The following is a 20781-nucleotide window of genomic DNA, read 5'->3' as shown; positions in this document are numbered from 1 at the left end:
CACCCGGAACCCGAGGTTCGACACCACGTCGGCGCCGTCCGGCGACACCAGCGAGATCCGGTAGCCGGCGCCGAACCGGTTCGCCTCCTTGAACACCTCGGCCGGACCGGCGACGTCCAGCAACGTCACGCCGTCGTAGACGAGGACCGCGACCCGATGCACCAACCTTTGGTAGCACACGGCCGTCCGGATTCGAGGGGTTCCCGGCCGGACGAAGGCGGCGGCGCCTACCGCCCGGCGAGCACCATGACGTCATGTCAGAAGTCATCGCGGGGCTGGCGGTCCCGGAGACGGCGGCGGTCGCCGAGGCGACCGAGCTGATCCGGCGGACGGCCACCCCACTCATCTACCACCACTCCCGGCGGATCTTCTTCTTCGGCCTGATCCACGCCGGCCGGCTCGGCCTGGCCCCGGACCCCGAGCTGCTCTATCTGTCGGCTCTGTTCCACGACGCCGGCCTGCTCTCCGGCGGCGATCAGCGCTTCGAACTGGACAGCGCCGACACCGCGCGGTCGTTTCTGCTGGAGCGCGGTTTCCCGGCGCCCGCGGCCGAGACGGTCTGGACGGCGATCGCCCTTCTGGACGCTCACCCACGAGGTGACTTCAAGAACGGCTTCCTCCAGGCGTATCTGGAAGGGATCCGGCACCGCCCGGAAACGACGAACGGCACGGTCAACGCCGACGTTCTCGAGCACTTCGTTCCCGGCTTCCGGCGCACGACGACCGTCGAGCGCGTCCTCAACTCACCCTGGCCGAGCTGACATGCGAGCAATCACCGCACACGACCGCGACTCGGGCCTCTCGCTGACCGAGATGCCTTATCCGTACGCCGCCGAGAACGACGTCATCGTCCGCGTCCACGCGGCCGGCTTCACTCCCGGCGAGCTGGACTGGCCGGCCACGTTCAGGGACCGCGCCGGCCGCGACCGGGCGCCGAGCATCCCCGGGCACGACCTGTCCGGCGTGGTGGCCGAGCTCGGGCCCGGAACCACCGGCCTGACCGTGGGCCAGCGGGTGTTCGGCCTGACCGACTGGGCCCGCAACGGCACCCTGGCCGAATACACCGCGGTCGAGGCCCGCAACCTGGCCCCGCTCCCGGCCGGCATCGCCCACACGGTGGCGGCCGCGCTGCCGATCTCGGGCCTGACCGCGTGGCAGGGCCTGTTCGACCACGGCCACCTGCGGACCGGCCAGACGGTCCTCATCCACGGCGCGGCCGGCAGCGTCGGCTCCGTCGCCGTCCAGCTGGCCCGCGAGGCCGGCGCCCGCGTGATCGCCACCGGGCGTCCCGCCCACCGCGACGTCGCACTCGGCCTGGGCGCGCACGCGTTCCTCGAGACGGCCGCCCTGGAAGAGGCGGGCGAGGTGGACGTGGTCCTCGATGTCCTCGGCGGCGAGGTCCTGGCCCGGTCGGCGGCCCTGGTACGCCCGGGCGGCGCCCTCGTCACGATCGCCGAGCCCTTCCCCGGGGCCGTCTTCTTCATCGTCGAGCCGGACCGCGTCCGCCTGGCCGATCTGGCCGAACGCGTCCGGACGGGCCGGCTCACACCGCTGGTCGGCACTGTGCAGTCGCTCGGCTCGTTCACCGGGCGCGTCCGGGGCGTCGTCGAGGTGCGCGCGGAGGGGACTTAACCCCACCGGCGGCCGGGGGTCAGCGGGATGGAGCGGCCGTGGCCGCCGGCCGAGACTGAAAGCCATGGTTGCTGACGTTCTGGTGGGACTGCGCACGGCACTTCTCGACCCGGACCGCGCGCCGGCCCGCCGCCGCCCCGGGGCCATGGTGTGGCCGGTCCTGGCCGTCGCCGTCGCGATCTACGTCCTGGCCGGGCCCTCGCCGGCGCCGCCGCTGGTCCGTGCCGTCCTCGCGGTGGCGGCGGCCGGCCCGGTGGCGCTGGTGCACGGCAGCCCGATCATCGCCTGGCGGCTGGCCTTCCTGTCCACGCTGGTGACGGTCCCGCCCGAGATCGTCCCGGGCGGCCTGGCCTGGCCCTGGCACCCGATCCAGTTGGTGGTGCTTCCCGGCACGGTCCTGGCGGTGGCGCTGCGGCACCGCCCGGCCGCGGTCGCCTGGACGGCGGCCCTGTCGGGCGCGGCGATGCTCCTGAGGGTGCCGGCCCAGGACGCGGTGACCGTCATCGTGCTGATCGCGCTGGTCGCCGTGACGGGCGTCCAGGTCCGCCGCCGCGTGGTGGCGCGGCAGACGGCGGAGCAGACCCGGCGAGCGCTGGCCGAGCAGCGCAGCCTGCTGGCGCGGGAGCTGCACGACGTGGTCGGTCACCACATGTCGCTGATCGCGGTGCGGGCCGAGTCCGCCCCGTACCGCCTGCACAGCCGGCCGGAGGCCCACCACGCCGAGTTCACGGCGATCGCCGGGGCGTCGCGCGACGCCCTGAACGACATGCGCCGGCTCGTCGGCACGCTGGCCACCGCCCCCACCGGTGTCCGCACGCTGATCGACCGGGCCCGCGCGGCCGGCATGGAGGTGGAGGCACGGCTGGATCCTTCGTACGAGTCCACTCTGGTCACCACACGCGTCGTACAGGAATCGCTCGCCAACGCGGCCCGGCACGCCCCGGGCAGCAAGGTGGCCGTCGACGTCGCCGTCATCGGCGGCTCCGTGCACGTCGAGGTCCGCAACACCGCGCCGGCCCGCCGCCCACTTCCCGGCCCGCCCGGCGGGAACGGCCTGCCCGGCCTGCGCCACCGCGTGACCGCCCTGGGTGGCACCTTCCACGCCGGCCCCACCCCCGACGGCGGTTACCGGGTGACAGCACTAGCGCCGCGCGGCGGATGGTGCTAATAATGCTAGCACCATGAGATGGACTGTTGATCATTCGTCGCGGGAGCCGCTGTCGTCCCAGATCGAGGCGTGCGCCCGCCGGGGCGTGGCTTCGGGCGAGCTGGCCGTCGGCGAGCAGCTGCCGCCCGCGGCCGAGCTGGCCAAGGCGCTGTCGGTCGACCGCAACACCGTTCTGGCCGCGTACCGGCGGCTGCGCGACGACGGCGTGCTGGAGTTCCGGCGCGGCCGCGGGGCCCGGGTCGCGTCCGCCGTCACCGAGCCGGCCCCGGTCACCGAGGCGGCCCGGACGCTGGTCGAGGTCGCCCGCCGGCACGGCCTCGGACGCCACGACCTGCTCCGGCTCATCGAGAGGCTGACGTGATGACCAGATATTCGATCTACACCGGCCGGCTGGCCAACTGGCCCCTGGTGGCGGCCCTCAGCGCCGCCCTGCTGGCGCCGTTGGCGCTGCTGGGCAGCCTGTCCCACGGCAGCTGGCTCGACCCGGCCGGCCCCGCCCTCCCGGTCGCGGTCCTGCTGGTCGTCGCGCTGACCGGTTTGAGCGTACGAACGGCGGCCGGCCCCAACGGCGTCTCGGTCCGCTGCGGCGTGGCCGGGTGGCCGCGCCGGACGTACCACCTGAAAGAAATCGCAAGCGCCGAGGTCGTCGACCTGCCACCTTCGTTGTGGCGCCTGCCCCTCGGTTTCTGGTGGACACCGAGTCACACCTATTACGCGGTCCGCTCCGGCCCGGCCTTGCGGCTGACCTTGCACAGCGGCCACCGAGTGACCATCACCGTGCCGGACCCGCACGCCGCCCTCACGATCCTCCGCGAAGCCTCGGCGCGCTGAGGCCGCTTCGCAACCGTTCGCGACCGTGGCGGCACTCGTGGAAGCGTCGTTCAGGCCGATGCCCCAGACGTGAACAGTCGTCTCGCTGCCCGCCTCGGCGGCCTCCTCCTCACCGCGGCCGCCATCCTGGCCGGGCCGGCCGTCGCGGTCGCCGCCGACTCGGGCGCGCCGCTCAAGGTGATGCCGCTCGGTGACTCGATCACCTGGGGCAGCGGCAGCGCGGACTCGCGGGTCGGCAACCGGACCGGCGCGCTCACGGCCAGCGGCTACCGCGCCGACCTGCGGGAGCGACTCGAATCCGCCGGCCTGGACGTGGACTTCGTCGGCTCGCAGCAGGCCGGCCCGGCCGGGTCGGACCGCGACAACGAGGGCCACCCCGGCTGGCGCATCGACCAGATCGCCGCGAACGTCGACGGCTGGCTCGGCACCTATCGGCCGGACGTGGTCCTGCTGCACATCGGCACCAACGACATGGCCCAGAACAGGAGCGTCGACGCCACGGCGGCCGGCCTGTCCGCGCTGATCGACCAGATCCGCACCGCCCGCCCGGACGCCGACATCTTCGTGCAGCAGCTGGTCCAGGGCCACATCGAGCCGTACAAGAGCCGGATCGCGGCCTACAACAGGACGATCCCCGGCATCGTGGCCGGCAAGGACGCCAGGGTCCACCTGGTCGACCAGTCGTCGATCGGCGGCCTGTCCCTCTTCGACAACCTGCACCCCAACGACCTCGGCTACGCCAAGATGGCCTACAACCTCTACCGCGCGATCACCGGCGACAACGCCGGCACCAACCCGTACGAGGCCATGACCGCCACCCTGTGCTTCCGGATCAACAAAACCGTGACCGGCAAGAAGACGTGGCACGCCGAATGCAGCCCCTGGACCCTGCGCACCGTGTGGCAGCGCCCCGACATCGCGGCCGAGCCGTATCTGGTCCACGTCAAGCCGCACTACGCCACCAAGACGGTCACCAGGACCGCCAAGGTCTGGGTCAAGGGCCGGTACGGCAAGAACCGGGTCTGGAAAAAGGCCCACTACGAGACCCGAAAGGTCACCAGAACCGTCCGGGTCCTGGTGGCGGCCCACTACGAGACCCGCACCCGCCTCGTATCCACGTGGCTGTCCGACGACCCGTACCTCACCAACGCCGGGCGATAGCGGCCACCAGTGCCGATCGCACTGGTGGCCGCCGCCTTCATGTTGTCGCGCTTCGGGTCAGGGGTAGGCCACCACCTGGCGTGGGGTGGTGTTGCCGGCCGGGTTGGGGACGGCGCCGCCGGTGTCGTTGACGACGTTGGCGATGGTGCCCACGTCGCCCAAGGAGACGGTCAGGATGCTGCGGAGTCGTACGCCTGAGCGGTTCGGCACCTCGAAGGCGCGGTCCACTCGGACGCTCGGGTTGACGTTGAAGTAGGCGTACGAGCCGCCGCCCCACAGTTCGTGGTCGGTGACGTTGTCGGCGACCTTGTAGGCGGCGTAGCCGTTTCCTCGGGGGCCGATCCAGGCCGCCTGGTTCGGTACGTCGTACGGCTTCTCGTTCTGGAAGAAGATCGTACGGCCGCGGTTGCCGTTCCAGATCACCTCGTACTTCTGGTAGTGCTCGACGAACAGGCCTGTGGCCAGGACGTCGTCGCCGTTCACGATCAGGCCCGTGTCGCCCGTGTTGACCGTCCAGCCGGTGGGTGCGCCGCCGTGGTCGGCCCGCCAGGCCCAGATGTGGTCGATGAGCGTGTCGTCGCTGTGCACGGCCAGGGTGGTGGTGGCCTTGCCCTGGACGCTGCTGCCGATGCGGAAGAAGACGTCCTGCAGGCTGGTCGGGTTGGCCGAGTGGTCGGTGTGGACGCCGGCCCGGCCGACGCTCATCAGCGTCGGGCTGTTCGTCGTGCCGGCGTCGAAGGTCAGGCCGCTGACCTTGACCCCGTCGACGTCGGCGATGTTCAGCGCCTCGACCCCGTTGCTCGGGATCAGCGTCGGATAGCCGATGCCGGTCACCACCGTGTTCGGGCGGGTGACCCGGATCGTGTCGTTCAGGGCGTACGTGCCGGGGGTGAAGAAGAGGTTCAGGCCCTGAGCCAGGGCGGAGTTGATGCGGGCGGCGCTGTCACCGGGCTTGGCGACGTAGAACTCCCGCATCGGAATCGAGGTGCCGGCGGTGTTCGGCCAGCTGGCGCCGGTCGAGTTGCGCCGCAGGGCGGGCACGAAGACGCGGTAAAGGCCGGCGCTGTCGACGTACAGGAAAGGCTTCTCCCTGGTGACGGGAGTCGTCGCCAGCGTGGTGTGCGGCGGGTTCGGGAAAGCGTTGGCCGGTGCGCCCTGCACGCCGGAGAAGACCATGTTCCAGACGCCGCCGTCCCAGCGGGCGATCCGGCTGTCGCGGGTGTACCACTGCTGCTGCGAACCCGAGGAGACGACGCCGTCGACGACGGAGTCGGCCAGGTAGCCGCCGCTGGAGTAGCCCTGCCCGTTGTCCTGGTTGGAGGGCGCCAGGGTCAGGTTGCCCTTGATGTGCACGCGGCGCATCGGGGCGGCCTGCGAGACGGCCCACCGGTTGGTGCCGCCCTCGGGCACGATCGACAGGTTCTCCATGCTGCGCCAGAAGTTCTGGGTCGCGTTCTTCTCGTCGCCGTAGTTCCAGCCGGAGTCGACGTTGACCGCGCCGTTGATCGTCACGTCGTCGGGGTTGAGGCCGAGACCGGCGACCGTCGTGTAGAAGCCGACGTTGGCCCACACCCGCCCGTACGTGCCGGGCTTGAAGAGGAACACGTGGCGCTGGGTGCCGAACTGCGCGGTCGGGCTGCGCAGCTGAGCGTTGAACGCCGTATCCACCGCCGACTGGATGGTCGCGGCCGGAGTGGACGGGTCGAAGATCCGTACGTTGGCCCCGAAGTCAGGGGTGTCGGAGGTCGGCAGTGCCGGCCCGCTGGGGGTCGGCGTGGGCGTGGTCGGGCTGACGCTGTTGCCGAAGACTTGGAACTCCCAGAGCGAGTAGCCGTACGGGGTGGCCCGGGTGGTGCCGTTCATCCGCACGTACCGGCCGCTGCCGGAGACGTTCAAGGTCTGCTCGCCGGCCTTGCCCGCCGTGGCCGGCGAGATGGTGGTCCAGCTGGTGCCGTTCGGCGAGGTCTGGATGGTGAAGGACGAGGCGTACGCCGCCTCCCAGTTCAGGACGACACGGCTGATGGTCTGGGTGCTGCCGAGGTCGACCTGCAACCACTGCGGATCGGCGAAGGTGCTGGACCAGCGGGTGCCGGCGTTGCCGTCGACCGCGGCCGAGGCGGGGAAGGCGGCACTCTCGACGGACGAGGCGGTGGCCGGCTTGCCCTGCGACAGCGGAACTTCGGCGGCGCTGGCATTGCCGGCGACCGTGACAACGGTGAGGCCGAGAGCGCCGGCGACGATCGCGCTCAACGCGACCATTCCACGGCGTCTGCGCGGCGGTGGGGACGTCAGTGTCGGGGATGTCATGAGCCTGCTTTCTCGGGACGGGGAGCGCCGCACGTCCGTTGGGGACAGACGAACGGCGGAGGGAGAGAGCGCTTTCCGGAGTTTTACTTCCCCGTCGCCAGGCGTCAATATCTCGGCAACAAAGGGCCGTCTGATCTGCCCCTTCAGCTCAGCCCATTCAGAAAATCAATCAACAAAAAACTGTTATCGCGCGCGATAAGAGCAGTTGGTCCGTAACGCGGAGTGGGCAGTGCTCCTGGCTAGCCTGACCACGGCGCTCGCGGCGATGCGCCAGATGTCGCCGAGCCAGGCGCGACCGCCTCGCCGTGAGATCCAGGGTCGCCCTGGATGGGCGTTGGTTGATACTCGCTGGATGTCGGCAGCATCGAATCGCCATCGGATATTGGAGGCTTTACGCCGTAGTGGACAGCCGATGGACGAAGATCGGCTTTCGGTTGCCGCCGGCGTCTATCCCAGGCAGCAGGTCAACCAGATCTGTCGGGCGCTGGAGAAGGAAGGAATCGTCCTCTCCGCAGCATTCGCCACCAGCCGCGACAACGGAACCCCATCCTCGCGCGCCGTCAACCCGAGGGCCTCGACCAGCTCTTCCGGGAGCGTCACCGTCACCTTCTAGACCGCCATAGATCACCACACCCCTCGTATGGCGCCCTCCCGTGGTCATCAGGTAGCTCCTGGCAACTTTCGGAAAATGGCCCCATACTCGAAAGTGCGAACCGGCAGGAGGTTGAGAGTATGGGCTACGCGGCCGACAAGGCCAAGCGGCGTGCGCGGCCGAAGCACTACCGCCGGTCGCGGCGGGCCGAGGTGGAGAAGGTCATGTCGCGGGTGGGGGATCTGGAGCGGATCGCCAGCCGATTCACCGAAGATGATCAGAGCCGTGCCGAGCTGCTGCGGGTGAGCAGAGAAGTCCTGAGCGATCTGGACCCGGTCCCGGTGTCGGTGGCAGCTCCTTTGCTCGGGGTGAGTGAGCCGACGGTTCGGAGCTGGACGCGTCGCGGTCTGCTGATCTATGCCGATGGGCAGGACAGCGGCCTTGATGTGCGTCGCTTGTACGAGGTCATCGCTGTGGTCCGCGACTTGCGTGCCGCCGGCCAGACCCATGACCTACTCAATAAGGTGTGGGATCGGCTCGCCGACAGCGTGGTGCTCGAGCGGTCGGATCTGCGGGACAGCCTCGCGCAGATGCGCCGGGGTGACGGTATCCCGACTGACATCGATGAGCTGGAGCGAGATCTCGGGATCGCAGAGTAGTTCGCATGTCGGTGAAGATTTTCCGGACGCCGCGCGCTGACCAACAGTTGAGGAGTCGGTCTAAGGCTGCGCGGCACTCTCCTACCGGCTCACCGGATCAGATCCGTTGGAGCGACTGTGCGACAAGCACTTGGGTGGCCGTCTCCGCGTCATCGTGGCGTTCGAGTCTGAACAGACGGCATGGCTCCTATTGGTCGCCGACCATGATGACAGCGATCCTGACGTCAACATCTACGCCGAGTTGTACCGTCTCGTCGGTCATGAGCCCGAGCCTTCGGAGAAGCGCACCAAACCTCCATGCTGCGGCAAGGACGGCGACGCTCCCGCCCTGGGCCAGGCGGCCGAGGACCTCGCCCTGAGAGCCACCGAAATCCGAAAGACCCGCCGATAGCGGCGAGGCGCCGGACAGCCTCGGCCGCCTCACCATTCGAGCACCATGCCTGACGCTCGCGGCTGCTCTGTCGCGAAAGCGGAACGCGCTCGGCGGATCCGGGGTGGCCGTAGGCCGAGCTCAGCCACCCGCCATCCGGCGGCGGACCGCTGAAGGCTGACCACGACACCGTGGGGTCCGGGGGTCGCCCCCGGAGTAGGTACGGTGGGGCGGGCGGGACTCGAACCCGCGACCGAGGGATTATGAGTCCCCTGCTCTAACCCACTGAGCTACCGCCCCTTACCGGCGGCGATCCTAACCCGTGGGCCCTGTTCACAGCCAGCGATCATCCCGAGCTTATGCAGCGCTGCCTCATCGGGCGGCTCCTACGCCCGCGCCGAGCCAGGACAGGACGGCGCCGGCTGTGCGCCAGCCGCCGGCCAGCGCGCCCTGGATCGACGGGCTGTCGCGGTGGTCGCCGGCCACGAACAGGCCGTCGCCCAGGTCGACCGGCTTGCGGAGGTTGGCCTGCGGGACGCGGGCCGACGGGAGGGCGTTCGGGATGCTGATCACTTCCAGCAGGTCCCAGTCGTCGGCCGGGGTGCCGTAGAGGCGGGAGAGCTCCACCCTGATCACCGCCTCCGAGGCGCTGGACGGGGCCGAGACGCCGACCACCGACGCCGCGATCAGGGACTTGCCCGTCGGCGCGTATTCGGGGGCCGCGTTGCTCACCACCACCGTATTCGCGATGATCTCGCGGCGGTCGCCGTCCAGGACCAGCGTCGGCTCGTCCAGCGGGGCCCGGTCGGCCCCGAAATAGAACGTCGTCAGGCCGTGCATGTCCGGCACCGGCAGCCGGTCCGGCAGCAGGGCCGCCGCCGAGGGCGGGTCCGTCGCGACGATCACCGCGCGGCAGTTGATCTGGCCGCCTTCGGTGACGACCATTCCCGGGCCGATGGACAGGGTTCGGGCGCCGATCAACAACTGGGGGTACGGCAACGGGCCCGCGATCGCCGCGGGGAATGCCGCCATGCCGGCGGCCGGCACTCCCATCCGGCCCCGCGCGAACGAGCGCAGGATCATGGCGAAGACGTGGCTCGACGTGTCCAGCGAACGGTCGCCGAAGACGCCCGAGAGGAACGGCCGCAACACCTCTTCGATCATGCGGTGGGACATGCCCGCCTTGCGGAGGAACTCCTGCGTCGTCGTCTCTCGCGCTTCCAGCAGCTTGGCCGCGGGCACCGTCGCGCAGCGGGTGGCCAGCGCCGCGAACTTCAGCCGGTCGCTGAGCGTGCCGACCCCGGAGGTCAGCGCCTGCGCGGCGGCCAGCGGATCACGGGCCGGGTTCTCCAGCCGATGCAGCTCGCCACCGCGGCGCACCAGCACGCCGGGGGTGAAGTAGCGCATGTCCAGCGCGGCCACGTCGACCAGCGCCGGCACGCGCGGATAGGCCGTGTTCAGGATCTGAAACCCGCGGTCGAGGTGCCAGCCGTCGACGGTGTCGGTGGTGACGCGGCCGCCGATGCGGTCCGAAGCCTCGACCAGCAGCCACTCGACGCCGGCCCGATCAAGGCGGCGAGCTGCGGAGAGGCCGGCGAGACCGCCGCCGACGATGACGACGTCCACCTCAATTGGCTGCGACACGGGCACCTCACAAGGGGACGAACCAGGCAAGCCCAAGACTAACGGCGGCGTTGGGTCCGGGCAGGCGATTCGGTGACGCTTCTCTTTGGCGTACGCCGGAAAGCCCGCCCCTGAGATACCCCTCCGCCCCGACCTCACTCCCCCGGGAGGATTTCCGGACGTGATCGCCGATCTAGCGTGCCGGTCATGGCGGACACCGAGCACGAGCGGCGGGAGCTCCAGCAGTTCCTGCTCTATCTGGGTAGTGCCCTGACCGCCGCCGGCGAGGCCGTCAACCAGATCGAGGACCGGCTCCGGCGCGTGGCCGCCGCCTACGGCGCCCCTCAGGCCCGGGTGAGCGTGCTTCCGACGTACCTCGTGGTCTCTTTGGAACCGGGACGGCCCGCCACCCTCGAACCCACCCGTCAGTTGCGCGGGGGTTTGCGGCTCGACCAGGTCGCCGCCGTCTATGCCCTGCTCAAGGAGGCCGAGCAGGGCCAACCGGAGCCGGCCGAGGGCATCGGCCGGATTGAGCGGATCGTCGCGATGCGGGCGCGTTTCCGCCCGGCGCTGCAGATCGGCTCGTACGCGGTGCTGACCGGCGGCATCTGCCTGGTCCTGCAGCCCACCTGGGGCGATCTGCTGCTGTCGGTGATCTTCGGGGCCATGGTGGGCGCGCTCAAGCTGGTCGGCTCGCGCTGGGTCAGCGTCCAGATGATCATGCCGGTGGTGGCCGCGTTCACCGTGTCGGCGGTGACCTTCCTGCTGGCCGACACCGGCTGGGCCCACGCCGACCTGCGGGCCATGGTGGCGCCGCTGGCCACCTTCCTGCCCGGGGCCATGCTCACCATGGGTGTGGTGGAGATCTCGGCGGCCGAGATGGTGACCGGGGCGAGCCGCCTGGTCACCGGGGTGCTGCAGTTGCTGCTGCTCGCGTTCGGCATCGTCGGCGCGGCCCAGACGGTAGGCCTGCCAAGGGTGGAGACGCAGACCGAGGCGTTCCAGCATTCGCTCGGCCCGTGGGCGCCCTGGCTGGGCGCCCTGATCGTCGCCGTCGGCAGCTACCTGGTGCATTCGGCGCCGCGGCGCACGCTGGGCTGGCTGTGCCTGGTCCTCTACGCGGCGTGGATCGGCCAGTATTTCGGAAACATCCTGCTGGGCGGCTACTTGAGCGGTTTCGTCGGTGCCCTGGTCCTCACCGTGGTCGCCTGCCTGGTGGAACGCCTGCCTTCGGGCCCGCCCGCCCTGGTCAGCTTCCTGCCCGGCTTCTGGCTGCTGGTCCCCGGCGCCCTGAGCCTGATCGGCGTCACCGAGGCCTTGGGCGCCGACAAGGCCCAGGCCTCCGAAGACCTGCTGAACGCCATGGCCTCCATGCTCGCCGTGGCCCTGGGCGTCCTCTGCGGCCACCCGGTCTACCGAGCCATAGCCCGCTCCCTGGACTCCTTCGGCGCCGGGGAGCAGGCTCACCCTGTACAGGAAGAGAGGTGAACCTGGGCAAAAGAAAAGGCCACCGCTGGGGTGGCCTCGGAACTTCTCGCTCCCCCGATTGGACTCGAACCAATAACCTGCCGGTTAACAGCCGGCTGCTCTGCCAATTGAGCTACAGGGGATCGTGCGTGGCACCTGTCGTTCCTGGTGCCGGGGAACAGAGTACATGACGATGGGGGACCTCCGCGAAGGGGATACCCGGCTCGCCGCGTCCGGGCGAATCGCCGGGATCAGGAATGAGTGACCGGCAGGATGGGTATGCACGGTCTCATCGACGCAAGCGCGCGTCACGAACGGAAGGAGCCGCCATCATGCGCGGAAAGCTGATGTTCATCACCGGTCTCGCGGCGGGCTTCGTCCTGGGCAGCCGTGCCGGCCGGGAGAAGTACGAGGAGATCCGGGCCAACGCGAAGAAGGTGTGGGAGCACCCGTCGGTGCAAGAAGCCGCCGGTGTCGCCCAGGCGCAGGCCAACAAGCTCTACTCGGAGAGCAAGGACAAGCTCCAGTCGTCGAAGCTCGGCGAGAAGCTGCACGTGACGGCGGAGTCGTCCGACTCGGTGACGACGCCCAGCACGTCGACCACGAGCACGTCCTCTTCGACGTACTGATTTCTCATTGGGAACCGCCCCGGGCCATCAAGGTCCGGGGCGGTTTCCTGTACGGGGTCAGGACGCCGACGAGAAGGCGGCGTCGAACGCGGCCGTCGGGGCGTCGAAGGCGAGCCGACGGACGAACTGCAACGCCTCGGGCGCGCCGATCAGGCGGTCCATGCCGGCGTCCTCCCACTCGATCGAGATCGGGCCGTCGTAGCCGATCGCGTTCAGGGCGCGGAAGCAGTCCTCCCACGGCACGTCGCCGTGCCCGGTCGAGACGAAGTCCCAGCCGCGGCGCAGGTCGGCCCAGGGCAGGTGGGAGCTGAGCCGGCCCCGGCGGCCGTCGCCGGTGCGGACCTTCGCGTCCTTGCAGTCGACGTGGTAGATGCGGTCCTTGAACTCGAGGATGAAGTTGACCGGGTCGAGCTCCTGCCACACGAAGTGTGACGGGTCCCAGTTGAGCCCGAACGCCGGCCGGTCGCCGATGGCCTCGAGGGTGCGGCGGGTGGTCCAGTAGTCGTACGCGATCTCGCTGGGGTGGACCTCGTGCGCGAAGCGCACCCCGACCTCGTCGAACACGTCGAGGATGGGGTTCCACCGGTCGGCGAAGTCCTGGTAGCCGCGCTCGATCATGGCCGGCGGGACCGGCGGGAACATGGCGACGGTGTGCCAGATGGACGAGCCGGTGAAGCCGACAACCGTGTTCACGCCCAGCTTCGCGGCGGCGCGGGCGGTGTCTTTCATGCGGTCGGCGGCCCGCTGCCGTACGCCCTCGGGGTCGCCGTCGCCCCAGATGGCGGCGGGCAGGATGTCCTGGTGGCGCTCGTCGATCGGGTGGTCGCAGACGGCCTGGCCGACGAGATGGTTGGAGATCGCGAAGACCTTGAGGTTGTATTTGGCGAGCTGTTCGCGCTTGCGGTCGACGTAGTCGGGCTCGGCGAGCGCCCGGTCGACCTCGAAGTGGTCACCCCAGCAGGCGATCTCGAGCCCGTCGTAGCCCCACTCGGACGCGAGCCGGCACACCTCGTCGAAGGGCAGATCGGCCCATTGGCCGGTGAAGAGCGTGATGGGACGTGCCATTGCCGTTTTTCTCCCTCGGGCAGCCGTGATGAGGCGGGCGGCGAGGGAGGCCGCCCAAAGGTGGTGCACGGCGCATTAACGCCGGACCGGGATTGCGCCTCCCGATGGCCGGCTCGCCACCACCGACTCTAGACAACTCAGCGGGCGGCGCAAGGCTCGTTTTCCGGCTGGAGGCCGAGGGCGGCCAGCTCGGCCAGCAGGTACGTCACGTCGTTGGTGATCTGATCGGCGGTGGGGGTCGCACTGACCAGCGTGAGGTTCTCCGTGAGGGGCCCCTCGGAGCCGAACAGCTGACGGAGGCCGTCGCGCCACCCGCTCGTGGTCGCGCCGGGAACGGCGACGACGCGGACCTCGACGATGGCCAGGCCGGCGTCGGTGATGGTCTCGATGCCGGCGGCCGGGTCGTCCCAGGTGCGGGCGCAGTGTCCGAGGTCGAGGCAGACGCCGAGCCGGTCCTTGTCGACGCGGCTGAGGGCGGCGACCGTCTGCTCGGGACTGTCCAGGACGTATCCCTCGGCGGGCTGGAAGCCGACACGGACGGCGCGGCCGTTCTGCCAGGCGAGGTCGGCCAGGCCGTGCGACAGCCGGCGGAGGATGCCCAGGGCGGCCTTGTCCTCGGCCTCGGCCCAGCCCTCGCGCGGGCCCAGGCCGATGGTGCTGACCGTGCCCCGGACGGCGTCGTCGTCGAGGAGGTCGAGCAGCACCCGCGCGAGATCCAACGTGTACTCGCGCCGGGCGGGGTCGGTCCAGCTTTTTTCGGCGGCCTCCGCCGCGTCGCTGTTGGGGGGAGCGACGACGGCGGAGGCGCCCGCGGGGGAGGCACCCGCGTGTGAGTCAGGTCTTGAGGTCTCGCCGCCGCCCTCGGCGAAGAGCGCGCCGCTCAACGTGACGACTTCGAGCCGGCGGGCGTCGATTTCGGCACGAAGCCGGGTGCGGGCGCGGCTCTCGACGGCGAGGGCGGCGGCGAGTGCGGGAGGAAGCCAGAGATTGACGCCGAGCGCGTCGGCGCCGAGGCGGGCGCGAACCGCGCCGTAGGTATCGAGCTGCCGGACGACGCCCGGTAGATTGCTCGCCGATCCACTTGAAGATCGCGGAGCGATCTCACAACCTAGGTGCACGATCCGGCCGGAGGGGTGTCTCAGCCGCATACGAGTCCTCCCCGGACCAGAGCCCCGGCGCATCTGCACGTGCATCCGCACGTGCTCACCGGTCCAGTATGGACCATGCGGCCGCCGGTGCTCGACGCGCGCGTTGCCGGCCGTCGCACTGCCATGACGCCTCCATCCGTGGAAACTTCTGCCCTCGGATACGAGAGTCATGCGTCCACAGGATCAGCGGCGTACCCGTCGTGCGACGCGGTGACCCGCGCAAACATGATCTCGCCGACCGAGACGAATCGACGTACGGCGATGTCTTGGCCCTTGGTGACCAGCCAGTAGACCCCCCGCACCCCCACCCGCAAGGGTTCCCTTGGCGTTCATCGATGTGCGCCATGTGCAATTTCGGGCATGCACGAAACGATCACTCATGCACCCGCACGACAGGCTGCACCAGGCATTCGCCGCTCCTGGACGCTCTCCGCCCGGGTTACGCGTGCCGTCACCCGAACGGGTGCCCGTCAGCGGCCGAGCAGGCTCAGAACCGCCGTCACGGCGAGCAGAAGCAGGGCGGGCAGCAGCGCCGCGATCGAGACGTTGATCGCGCGGTACTTGCGGGTGGCGACGCTCGCGGTGGCCCAGACCTGCCGGGTCAACGCGGCGAAGAGCGCGGGCTGGTCGGTGGCCAGGGCGGAGTACGCGGCGGCGTAGGCGTCAGCGTCCGTGCCGAAGCGTTCGCTGATCGCGCGGTAGTAGATCAGCCCGGTCGGCTCCGGGCGGCCGGCCAGCCGGGGAAGCAGGGCCATGCCGGCCGCCGTGGCGGCCGCGATGATCGCGAGCGCGCAGGCCGCGGCCGATATCGCGAGGGCCGTCCCGCGCCGGTCGGCCGTGTTGACCAGCGTGTAGAGCAGGCTGCCGGTGACGCCGGCCGAGGCGAGGGCCGCGGTGGCCTTCCCGTCGGCGTGCCTGATCCATTCGACCATCAGGAACAGCGCGCGCCACGCGTCCTCGGGTGAGGGCTCGGACGAAGGAACAATGGAGGGCCGGGACCGACGACTGCGGGTGAAATTCACCAGCGTCACCTCCTCGCACGGCCTCACGTTATCCGCGCCGCGGAACCCAGAGCCAGACCTTGGCTTTGTACCCTTTCACCTCGATGTCCACGGGCCGCATGTCGGCCTGGGAAAGTGGTGCCCAGTTCGGTTTCACCACGCAGCTGTGTACGTGATCCGACAGAAGCGCGACCACATCGGCTTCCGCATTGCCGAGAAAGGCCTCCCGCAGCGGCCCGCTTTCCAGGAACCGGTGAATATGAATCATCAGATCACCGATGTAGCCGAGCCGGGAACGGGCGATCAGCCCGGACGAGATCGCGCATCGCAGCCGCAGCCGGTCCGCGTGCTCGGCGTTGTCCGCGGCCAGTTCGAGGCGGAGGCCGTCGAGCACGCCGGACACCGCGTCCTGCCACGCGCAACTGTCCGGGATGACGACCTTCATGCCATCGCCGTCGGGCTGCCAGTCCAGGTCCTCCAGGGCCAGGCCCAGGCGGCCGAGCGTACGGCCGACGATCTCGGCGATCCTCTCCTGCGCCTCCTCCATGCCGGGGCCGTCCCGGTCGGTGTACCGGACGAGGTCGACACCGAAGGCGAGCCGTGACCGCAGCTGGGCCGCCGCCGAGGACCGCCCGATGTCCGGCGCGCGGGCGCCGGCCATCCGCCGCGGATCCGGCATCGGCAGCACTTCGGCGAATGGGACCGAGGCGGCGGGTACCGCGTCCACCGGCACATCACTCCGATCGATCGGGGAATGGAGAACGAGCAGACGCCGTACGTCCAGAAGCCGCTGACCCGCATATGTCCCGAGCATGCGGGTGGCGATGGCGACCTGGCCGATCGGCGTGTAAGGACGCTCGCTGCGCGCATTGCCGGCGAAGGCCGCCCACACCTCGCGGGCCGTTCCGCGGAAATCGCCGGAAGCCATCTCGCGGCCGATCGCGATCAGCGCGACGGACAGCATCGCGAAAGCGTGATTGACGTCGGCCGGGAGCCGGCTGGGAACGCCGGCGGCGTCCTCGACGATGTCCTGGGCCGCGTATCCGGTCTCCTCGTCGGACCGCTCCACCCCGTCCCGGACGCGCCGCCCGGCCCGGCTCAGCCAGCCCGTCACGAACCACGACAGAGCGAGCGAGGCCGAGCCGAAGCAGGCAGCCCAGAAGACGCCGTCCAGCCATCCGGCCACGGCCGCGACGGCGCCGCCGTGGACAGTCGCGGCGGCCAGGCGTACGCCTCGTAAACACCCGCCCTCGTCGTCCCGCGGCGTCACCGGTCAGGTCCCCACGCCCAGGCGGCCGGCGAGGTGACGTTCAGCCATGTCGTGCGCGCGGCCGGCGCCGCCGCTCGCCACGCCGCGAGTTCGACGCGGCCGGCCGCGGTCACGTGGTAGATCCGGCACGGGGGTCCGCCGGCCGGGTCCGGCTCCTCCCATCGGCCCTCGACGAACCCGGCTTTCTCCAAGGTCACCAGCGCCTTGAAGACGGAGGGGACGGACAGCCCGGTTCGCCGGCTTATCGCCAGGCCGTGCGCGGGCCGTCGAAGGATCTCGGTGACAATCACGCCTCCGGCCCTGGTCAGATTCCGCAGCCTCATGACACCGGTCCTTACCGCCTCGGTCGGATACCCAACTGTCAACGGTGCCCGAAATATTCGGATACGGGCGGGGCCGGATATCGGGCCGCCGTGTCATCGCGGGCCCGGCGCCGTTGTGCAGATGTGCGCGCCGGAAACAGGTCCTCGCCGGGGTTCCTCGCCAAGATCCAGCTGATCGTCCTTCTCCTCGGCTGGGCGCTGCTGATGGTGCTGTCGACGGCCGTCGTGGCGACCGTCTGCTTCTTCCTGATCAGCCTGCCCATCGACCGGCCGGCGCCGAGGGCCGTAGCGCCTCCGCCCGCTCACCAGCACGCCACGCCGACCCCCGCCACGGCGTCGCCTTCGAGCGCGCCGAGCAGGGCGGCGCCGAGCAGGGCGGCGCTGAGTCCGCGCAGTCGTCCGGCCGAGCCTGAGCCGAGCGCGACCGCCCCGTCCGGACCCGCCATGGCGCCCAGCGGCTCACGAACGCGGGCCGAAGCACCCCCAGCCGCCACGAGCCCGGCGGCCCCGAACCCGGCGGCTCCGAACCCGGCGGCCCTGAACCCGGCGGCCCCTACCCCGCCGGCCGTCCAGGTCGGTCTCGCGTTGTCCTCCGACCGGACGACGTTGCGGGTTCGGGTCGACGGAGCGCCGGCGGCCGGCACCGTCACCGTCCTGCTCGATGGCCGCGTGTGCGAGACCGGTGCGCCGATCCCGGCCGAGCGTGAGCTGCGGATCGACCTCCGGGTCTGCCGCTCGGCGCGGGACGGCGCCGAGGTCACGGTCGCCGTCGAGGCCGCCGGCCGTCCCGCGCGGCGGTGGACCGCCGATGTGACGGGGATCCTCGACGGACTGTCAGGCCGTGCCGCCCCGGCGTAAGTCCTCCTGGAGGCGGCGCAGACGGCGGCGCAGCTCGGCCGTCGTCTCCGCCGCGGGCACGCCGTCGCGGGCCGCGACCGCACGGCGGAGCTCCGCCAGCAACAGGTCTTCGAGAGTGTCGGTCATCGTGGGCTCCTGTCAGCGGCCGCAGTACGCCAGCGCGGCCCACAGCTCCGGCCGGGTCAGGTCGGTGGTCCGGACGGTGTGCAGGTGGGCCCCGGTGAGCAGGGGCGACAGCGGACGGTCGGGGTCCCTCATCCATCGGCGTACGGCGGCGACCGCGGCCGCCGGCGCCAGCCGGTCGTCGACCAGACGCAGGTGGAGCATGAACAGGGCCAGGGCGGCGACCGGCGGCGGAACCGGCCGCAGCCAGCCGACCACGCCGGTGAAACCCGCGTCCAGCAACGCCGGGTCGGCCGCGCCCTCGGCGAGGATCACCAGGCCGCCCGCGCCGTGCGACGTCGTCAGGTCCAGCCGCGAACCGCCGGCCAGTTCGGCCTCGGTGCCGTCGATGCCGCAGGCCAGGTGGGTCAGACCGGCCGTGGGCAGGTGCCGGAGCACGTCCTCGGCCGTGCCGGGGGCGTCCACCGGTTCGAGGGCACGCCCGGCGCAGAGGGACTCCGGGTAGAACAGCCGGCGTACCGCCATGACCTCGGGCATCGCCGGGTCACGGTCGCCGCGCGGGTTGACCACGAAAAGGGACGGGCCCGCCGTGGCTTCCCGGGAGGCCAGCCGGATCGCCTGGGCGCCCGACGAGACGTACGAGATCCCGGAAGCCGGAGGGTCAGGCAGAAGACCAGCCACCAGAAGGTTTTCCGGGGGAACGGAATCCGGCACGTCGAGCCGGGCCGTGGCCGCGTCGAGGCGCAGCAGGCCGCCGGACGGATGCGCGTAGAGGAGCGCCGGCGCGCCGAGTTTCCGGACCGCGGCGGCGATCGCGTCCGGTGACGGCACCGGGACGGCGGGACGTGCGGGCAGCGTGACGCCGGTGATCGCCTCGACGGCGTCCAGGCTGTCCGGGTCCTGCGGCGACCGGGGTGACGCCGCCGCCACCTCGAAGGCGGTGAGCGCTTCGGCCGCCCGGCCCTCCGCGAGCATCCAGCCGGCGAAGAGAAGCGCGTTCTCCCGGTACGGCTCCGGGCCGCGCAGGGCCTCCATTCCCGCCCGCCGGCTGAGCTCGGCGTCGCCGCGGTCGTGGTATGCCGAGGCGAGGCGCCACCAGGCCCGCGTGCGCCGGCCGCCGTCCTCGAGTTCACCCACGAGCCGTTCCGCCGTGGAGATCGGTTCCTTTTCGAGGGCGAGGTGCGCTCCCCCTCGTACATCCGCAAGCAGTTGGGCATGCTCGGCCGCTGTGGTCAGCATGTCGTGCCAGGGGTGGCCGGACGGCACGGTGATCTGGAACGGCTCGCGGCGGCACAGGGCCGCGAGGTCGGCCGCGGCCGGAGTCAGGGAGGGGATCTTCTCGGCGTACGAGGAGATCTCGGTGATCGCCCCGGCCAGCGGGCGCTCCTCGTCGAGCACTCCCCCGACGGCCTCCACCACCACGACCGCCGCCGGATGGTCGGGCGGCACGTCGGCCATCGCGGCCCGGAGTTCGGCACGGGCGCCGTCGAAGGCGCCGTCGTCAGTGTCGCCCCAGCCGTTGCCGTCGCGCCGCTCGCGCAGGGACAGGCCGACCGCCAGCAGCAGCCGGTCGACGCCGTCCTCCGGAGCCGCGTTGGCCGCCGCGCCCACGAAGGCGTCGAGATCGCCCGGCGCCACCGCCGACGGACCCGCCAGCAGCAGATCACGGGCCTGGTCCCACACGGGCCGCCGGGGATCGGGAACCAGCGACGCCAGCCGGTCGTGGGCCGCCCGGCGGGCCGAGCCGGGCTCGGACCGGGGCGCCGGCACCGGCGCCGGGCGGCGCGGCGGCACCGTCGGCGGCTGGTGGGCCGGGGCGTCCATGACCGTGGTCGGATAGGTGAGCGGGTCGCCGATGGTCCAGTTCATCTTCGGCATGCCCTGTTGCTGAAGCCGCTGCATCACCGCCATCGACTCCATGAGCTTGCCGATGTCGAAGCCGGCCACGTTGCCGCTGAGCAGCGGCCCCAGCGCCTCGGCCAGGGTGAGCATGGTCCGGGCCATCGTGGCGATGTCCTCGCTCATCGCCGGCCCGTCCAGAATCTCGCGGAAGAGCCGGGCCGCGCGGTCGATGTCGTCGCCGGCGCCGGTCGGCGCCCCGTGCAGAAATCCGCCGCGGGCGGCGGCCGGGTTCATGGCCTCGGTGGCCCGTGCCAGATAGAGCTGGCCCAGATAGAACCTGGCCATGACGACCTGCGCCGGCGGGACGCTCGGGAACTTCAGGGCCTCGTCCAGGACGAAGACGGCGGTGTCCCGATCCTTGGTGCTGCCGCCGTGGGTGCCGTGCCGCGCCGCGAGATAGGTGCCGAGCTGCACCGCCACCTGCCCCCGGGCCGGGTCGCCCGGGTCCAGGAGCCGGTACGCCTCGTCCCACACCTCGATCGCGGCCGACAGGTGGGGCAGGGCCGCCGGTTGTCCCGGACCGGCCGTCCAGTAGCGCTTGTTGAGCATCTGCCCGAGCTCGGCCAGCTTCGGGAGCCGGGCCGGGCCGTCCAGCCGGGACAGCTCGTCCCGGACCCTCGCGATGTCGTCGTCCACGGTCTCGCCACCCTTT

Annotated in this window: 21 protein-coding genes, 2 tRNA genes and 1 pseudogene; 12 read left to right on the top strand and 12 right to left on the bottom strand. The window is 70.9% G+C overall.

Going from position 1 to position 20781, the window contains the following annotated elements; genetic code table 11:
* Positions 1-129 (bottom strand): annotated as a pseudogene (locus ACFY36_RS35710) (AraC family transcriptional regulator); the annotation flags it as partial.
* Between the two features lie 125 nt (positions 130-254).
* Here ACFY36_RS35710 and ACFY36_RS35705 point away from each other — a divergent pair.
* From ACFY36_RS35705 to ACFY36_RS35680, 6 genes are all read left to right on the top strand, one after another.
* The gene (locus ACFY36_RS35705) at positions 255-761 is read left to right on the top strand and encodes an HD domain-containing protein (RefSeq protein WP_499750319.1); all 507 of its coding nucleotides are present in this window, start codon (positions 255-257) and stop codon (positions 759-761) included.
* Position 762: 1 nt separating this feature from the next.
* On the top strand, positions 763-1632 hold the full coding sequence (locus ACFY36_RS35700) for an NADP-dependent oxidoreductase (RefSeq protein ID WP_499750318.1): 870 nt from the start codon (positions 763-765) through the stop codon (positions 1630-1632).
* A gap of 64 nt (positions 1633-1696) precedes the next feature.
* Complete coding sequence (locus ACFY36_RS35695; RefSeq protein WP_499750317.1) at positions 1697-2800, top strand: sensor histidine kinase; 1104 nt, start codon at positions 1697-1699, stop codon at positions 2798-2800.
* A gap of 13 nt (positions 2801-2813) precedes the next feature.
* A complete protein-coding gene (locus ACFY36_RS35690) occupies positions 2814-3161 on the top strand; it encodes a GntR family transcriptional regulator (RefSeq protein WP_499750316.1) in 348 nt (115 codons plus the stop codon).
* Positions 3161-3631, top strand: coding sequence for a hypothetical protein (locus tag ACFY36_RS35685; RefSeq protein WP_499750315.1), 471 nt, complete (start codon positions 3161-3163; stop codon positions 3629-3631). The genes ACFY36_RS35690 and ACFY36_RS35685 overlap by 1 nt, the downstream gene beginning before the upstream one ends.
* A 69-nt stretch (positions 3632-3700) precedes the next feature.
* Positions 3701-4792: an SGNH/GDSL hydrolase family protein gene (locus ACFY36_RS35680; protein WP_499750314.1), complete on the top strand. Its 1092-nt coding sequence runs from the start codon at positions 3701-3703 to the stop codon at positions 4790-4792.
* 57 nt (positions 4793-4849) lie between these two features.
* Here the strand turns inward: ACFY36_RS35680 and ACFY36_RS35675 are convergent, their stop codons facing one another.
* Positions 4850-7051, bottom strand: coding sequence for a pectate lyase-like domain-containing protein (locus ACFY36_RS35675; protein WP_499750313.1), 2202 nt, complete (start codon positions 7049-7051; stop codon positions 4850-4852).
* A 460-nt stretch (positions 7052-7511) separates the two neighbouring features.
* Here ACFY36_RS35675 and ACFY36_RS35670 point away from each other — a divergent pair, with 460 nt between their 5' ends.
* The 3 genes from ACFY36_RS35670 (at position 7512) to ACFY36_RS35660 (ending at position 8741) form a co-directional block, all read left to right on the top strand.
* Complete coding sequence (locus ACFY36_RS35670) at positions 7512-7712, top strand: hypothetical protein (protein ID WP_499750312.1); 201 nt, start codon at positions 7512-7514, stop codon at positions 7710-7712.
* 119 nt (positions 7713-7831) lie between these two features.
* Positions 7832-8350: a hypothetical protein gene (locus ACFY36_RS35665; protein ID WP_499750311.1), complete on the top strand. Its 519-nt coding sequence runs from the start codon at positions 7832-7834 to the stop codon at positions 8348-8350.
* Between the two features lie 106 nt (positions 8351-8456).
* Complete coding sequence (locus ACFY36_RS35660) at positions 8457-8741, top strand: hypothetical protein (RefSeq protein ID WP_499750310.1); 285 nt, start codon at positions 8457-8459, stop codon at positions 8739-8741.
* Positions 8742-8946: 205 nt separating this feature from the next.
* Here ACFY36_RS35660 and ACFY36_RS35655 read toward each other — a convergent pair.
* A tRNA-Ile gene (locus ACFY36_RS35655) sits at positions 8947-9020 on the bottom strand.
* 72 nt (positions 9021-9092) lie between these two features.
* Complete coding sequence (locus tag ACFY36_RS35650; RefSeq protein WP_499750309.1) at positions 9093-10364, bottom strand: NAD(P)/FAD-dependent oxidoreductase; 1272 nt, start codon at positions 10362-10364, stop codon at positions 9093-9095.
* Positions 10365-10550: 186 nt separating this feature from the next.
* Here ACFY36_RS35650 and ACFY36_RS35645 point away from each other — a divergent pair, with 186 nt between their 5' ends.
* Positions 10551-11831: a threonine/serine exporter family protein gene (locus ACFY36_RS35645; protein WP_499750308.1), complete on the top strand. Its 1281-nt coding sequence runs from the start codon at positions 10551-10553 to the stop codon at positions 11829-11831.
* A 49-nt stretch (positions 11832-11880) separates the two neighbouring features.
* Here the strand turns inward: ACFY36_RS35645 and ACFY36_RS35640 are convergent.
* Positions 11881-11953, bottom strand: a tRNA-Asn gene (locus ACFY36_RS35640).
* A gap of 189 nt (positions 11954-12142) precedes the next feature.
* On the opposite strand from ACFY36_RS35640, the gene ACFY36_RS35635 reads away from it, so the two are divergent.
* Entirely contained in the window at positions 12143-12439 is a 297-nt protein-coding gene (locus ACFY36_RS35635) for a hypothetical protein (protein WP_499750307.1), read from the top strand.
* Between the two features lie 57 nt (positions 12440-12496).
* On the opposite strand, the gene ACFY36_RS35630 is transcribed toward ACFY36_RS35635, so the two are convergent.
* From ACFY36_RS35630 to ACFY36_RS35610, 5 genes are all read right to left on the bottom strand, one after another.
* Entirely contained in the window at positions 12497-13504 is a 1008-nt protein-coding gene (locus tag ACFY36_RS35630; protein ID WP_499750306.1) for a sugar phosphate isomerase/epimerase family protein, read from the bottom strand.
* A 137-nt stretch (positions 13505-13641) separates the two neighbouring features.
* Entirely contained in the window at positions 13642-14652 is a 1011-nt protein-coding gene (locus ACFY36_RS35625) for a sugar phosphate isomerase/epimerase family protein (protein ID WP_499750305.1), read from the bottom strand.
* Positions 14653-15122: 470 nt separating this feature from the next.
* Positions 15123-15674, bottom strand: coding sequence for a Pycsar system effector family protein (locus ACFY36_RS35620; protein WP_499750304.1), 552 nt, complete (start codon positions 15672-15674; stop codon positions 15123-15125).
* A gap of 28 nt (positions 15675-15702) precedes the next feature.
* Positions 15703-16923, bottom strand: coding sequence for a hypothetical protein (locus ACFY36_RS35615; RefSeq protein WP_499750303.1), 1221 nt, complete (start codon positions 16921-16923; stop codon positions 15703-15705).
* On the bottom strand, positions 16920-17246 hold the full coding sequence (locus tag ACFY36_RS35610; protein WP_499750302.1) for a PadR family transcriptional regulator: 327 nt from the start codon (positions 17244-17246) through the stop codon (positions 16920-16922). Before ACFY36_RS35610 ends, ACFY36_RS35615 begins: the two co-directional genes overlap by 4 nt.
* Before the next feature lie 123 nt (positions 17247-17369).
* Here ACFY36_RS35610 and ACFY36_RS35605 point away from each other — a divergent pair, with 123 nt between their 5' ends.
* The gene (locus ACFY36_RS35605; RefSeq protein WP_499750301.1) at positions 17370-18104 is read left to right on the top strand and encodes a hypothetical protein; all 735 of its coding nucleotides are present in this window, start codon (positions 17370-17372) and stop codon (positions 18102-18104) included.
* On the opposite strand, the gene ACFY36_RS35600 is transcribed toward ACFY36_RS35605, so the two are convergent.
* Both ACFY36_RS35600 and ACFY36_RS35595 read right to left on the bottom strand, forming a co-directional pair.
* Entirely contained in the window at positions 18081-18230 is a 150-nt protein-coding gene (locus ACFY36_RS35600; protein ID WP_499750300.1) for a hypothetical protein, read from the bottom strand. The genes ACFY36_RS35605 and ACFY36_RS35600 overlap by 24 nt on opposite strands.
* 12 nt (positions 18231-18242) lie before the next feature.
* Entirely contained in the window at positions 18243-20765 is a 2523-nt protein-coding gene (locus tag ACFY36_RS35595; protein ID WP_499750299.1) for a hypothetical protein, read from the bottom strand.
* Positions 20766-20781 lie beyond the last annotated feature (16 nt).

It is taken from the genome of Actinoplanes sp. NPDC000266, assembly GCF_042899005.1.
Classification (GTDB): domain Bacteria; phylum Actinomycetota; class Actinomycetes; order Mycobacteriales; family Micromonosporaceae; genus Actinoplanes.
Note: the sequence above shows the minus strand (reverse complement) of the source record. Positions and strands in the feature narration are given on the sequence as shown.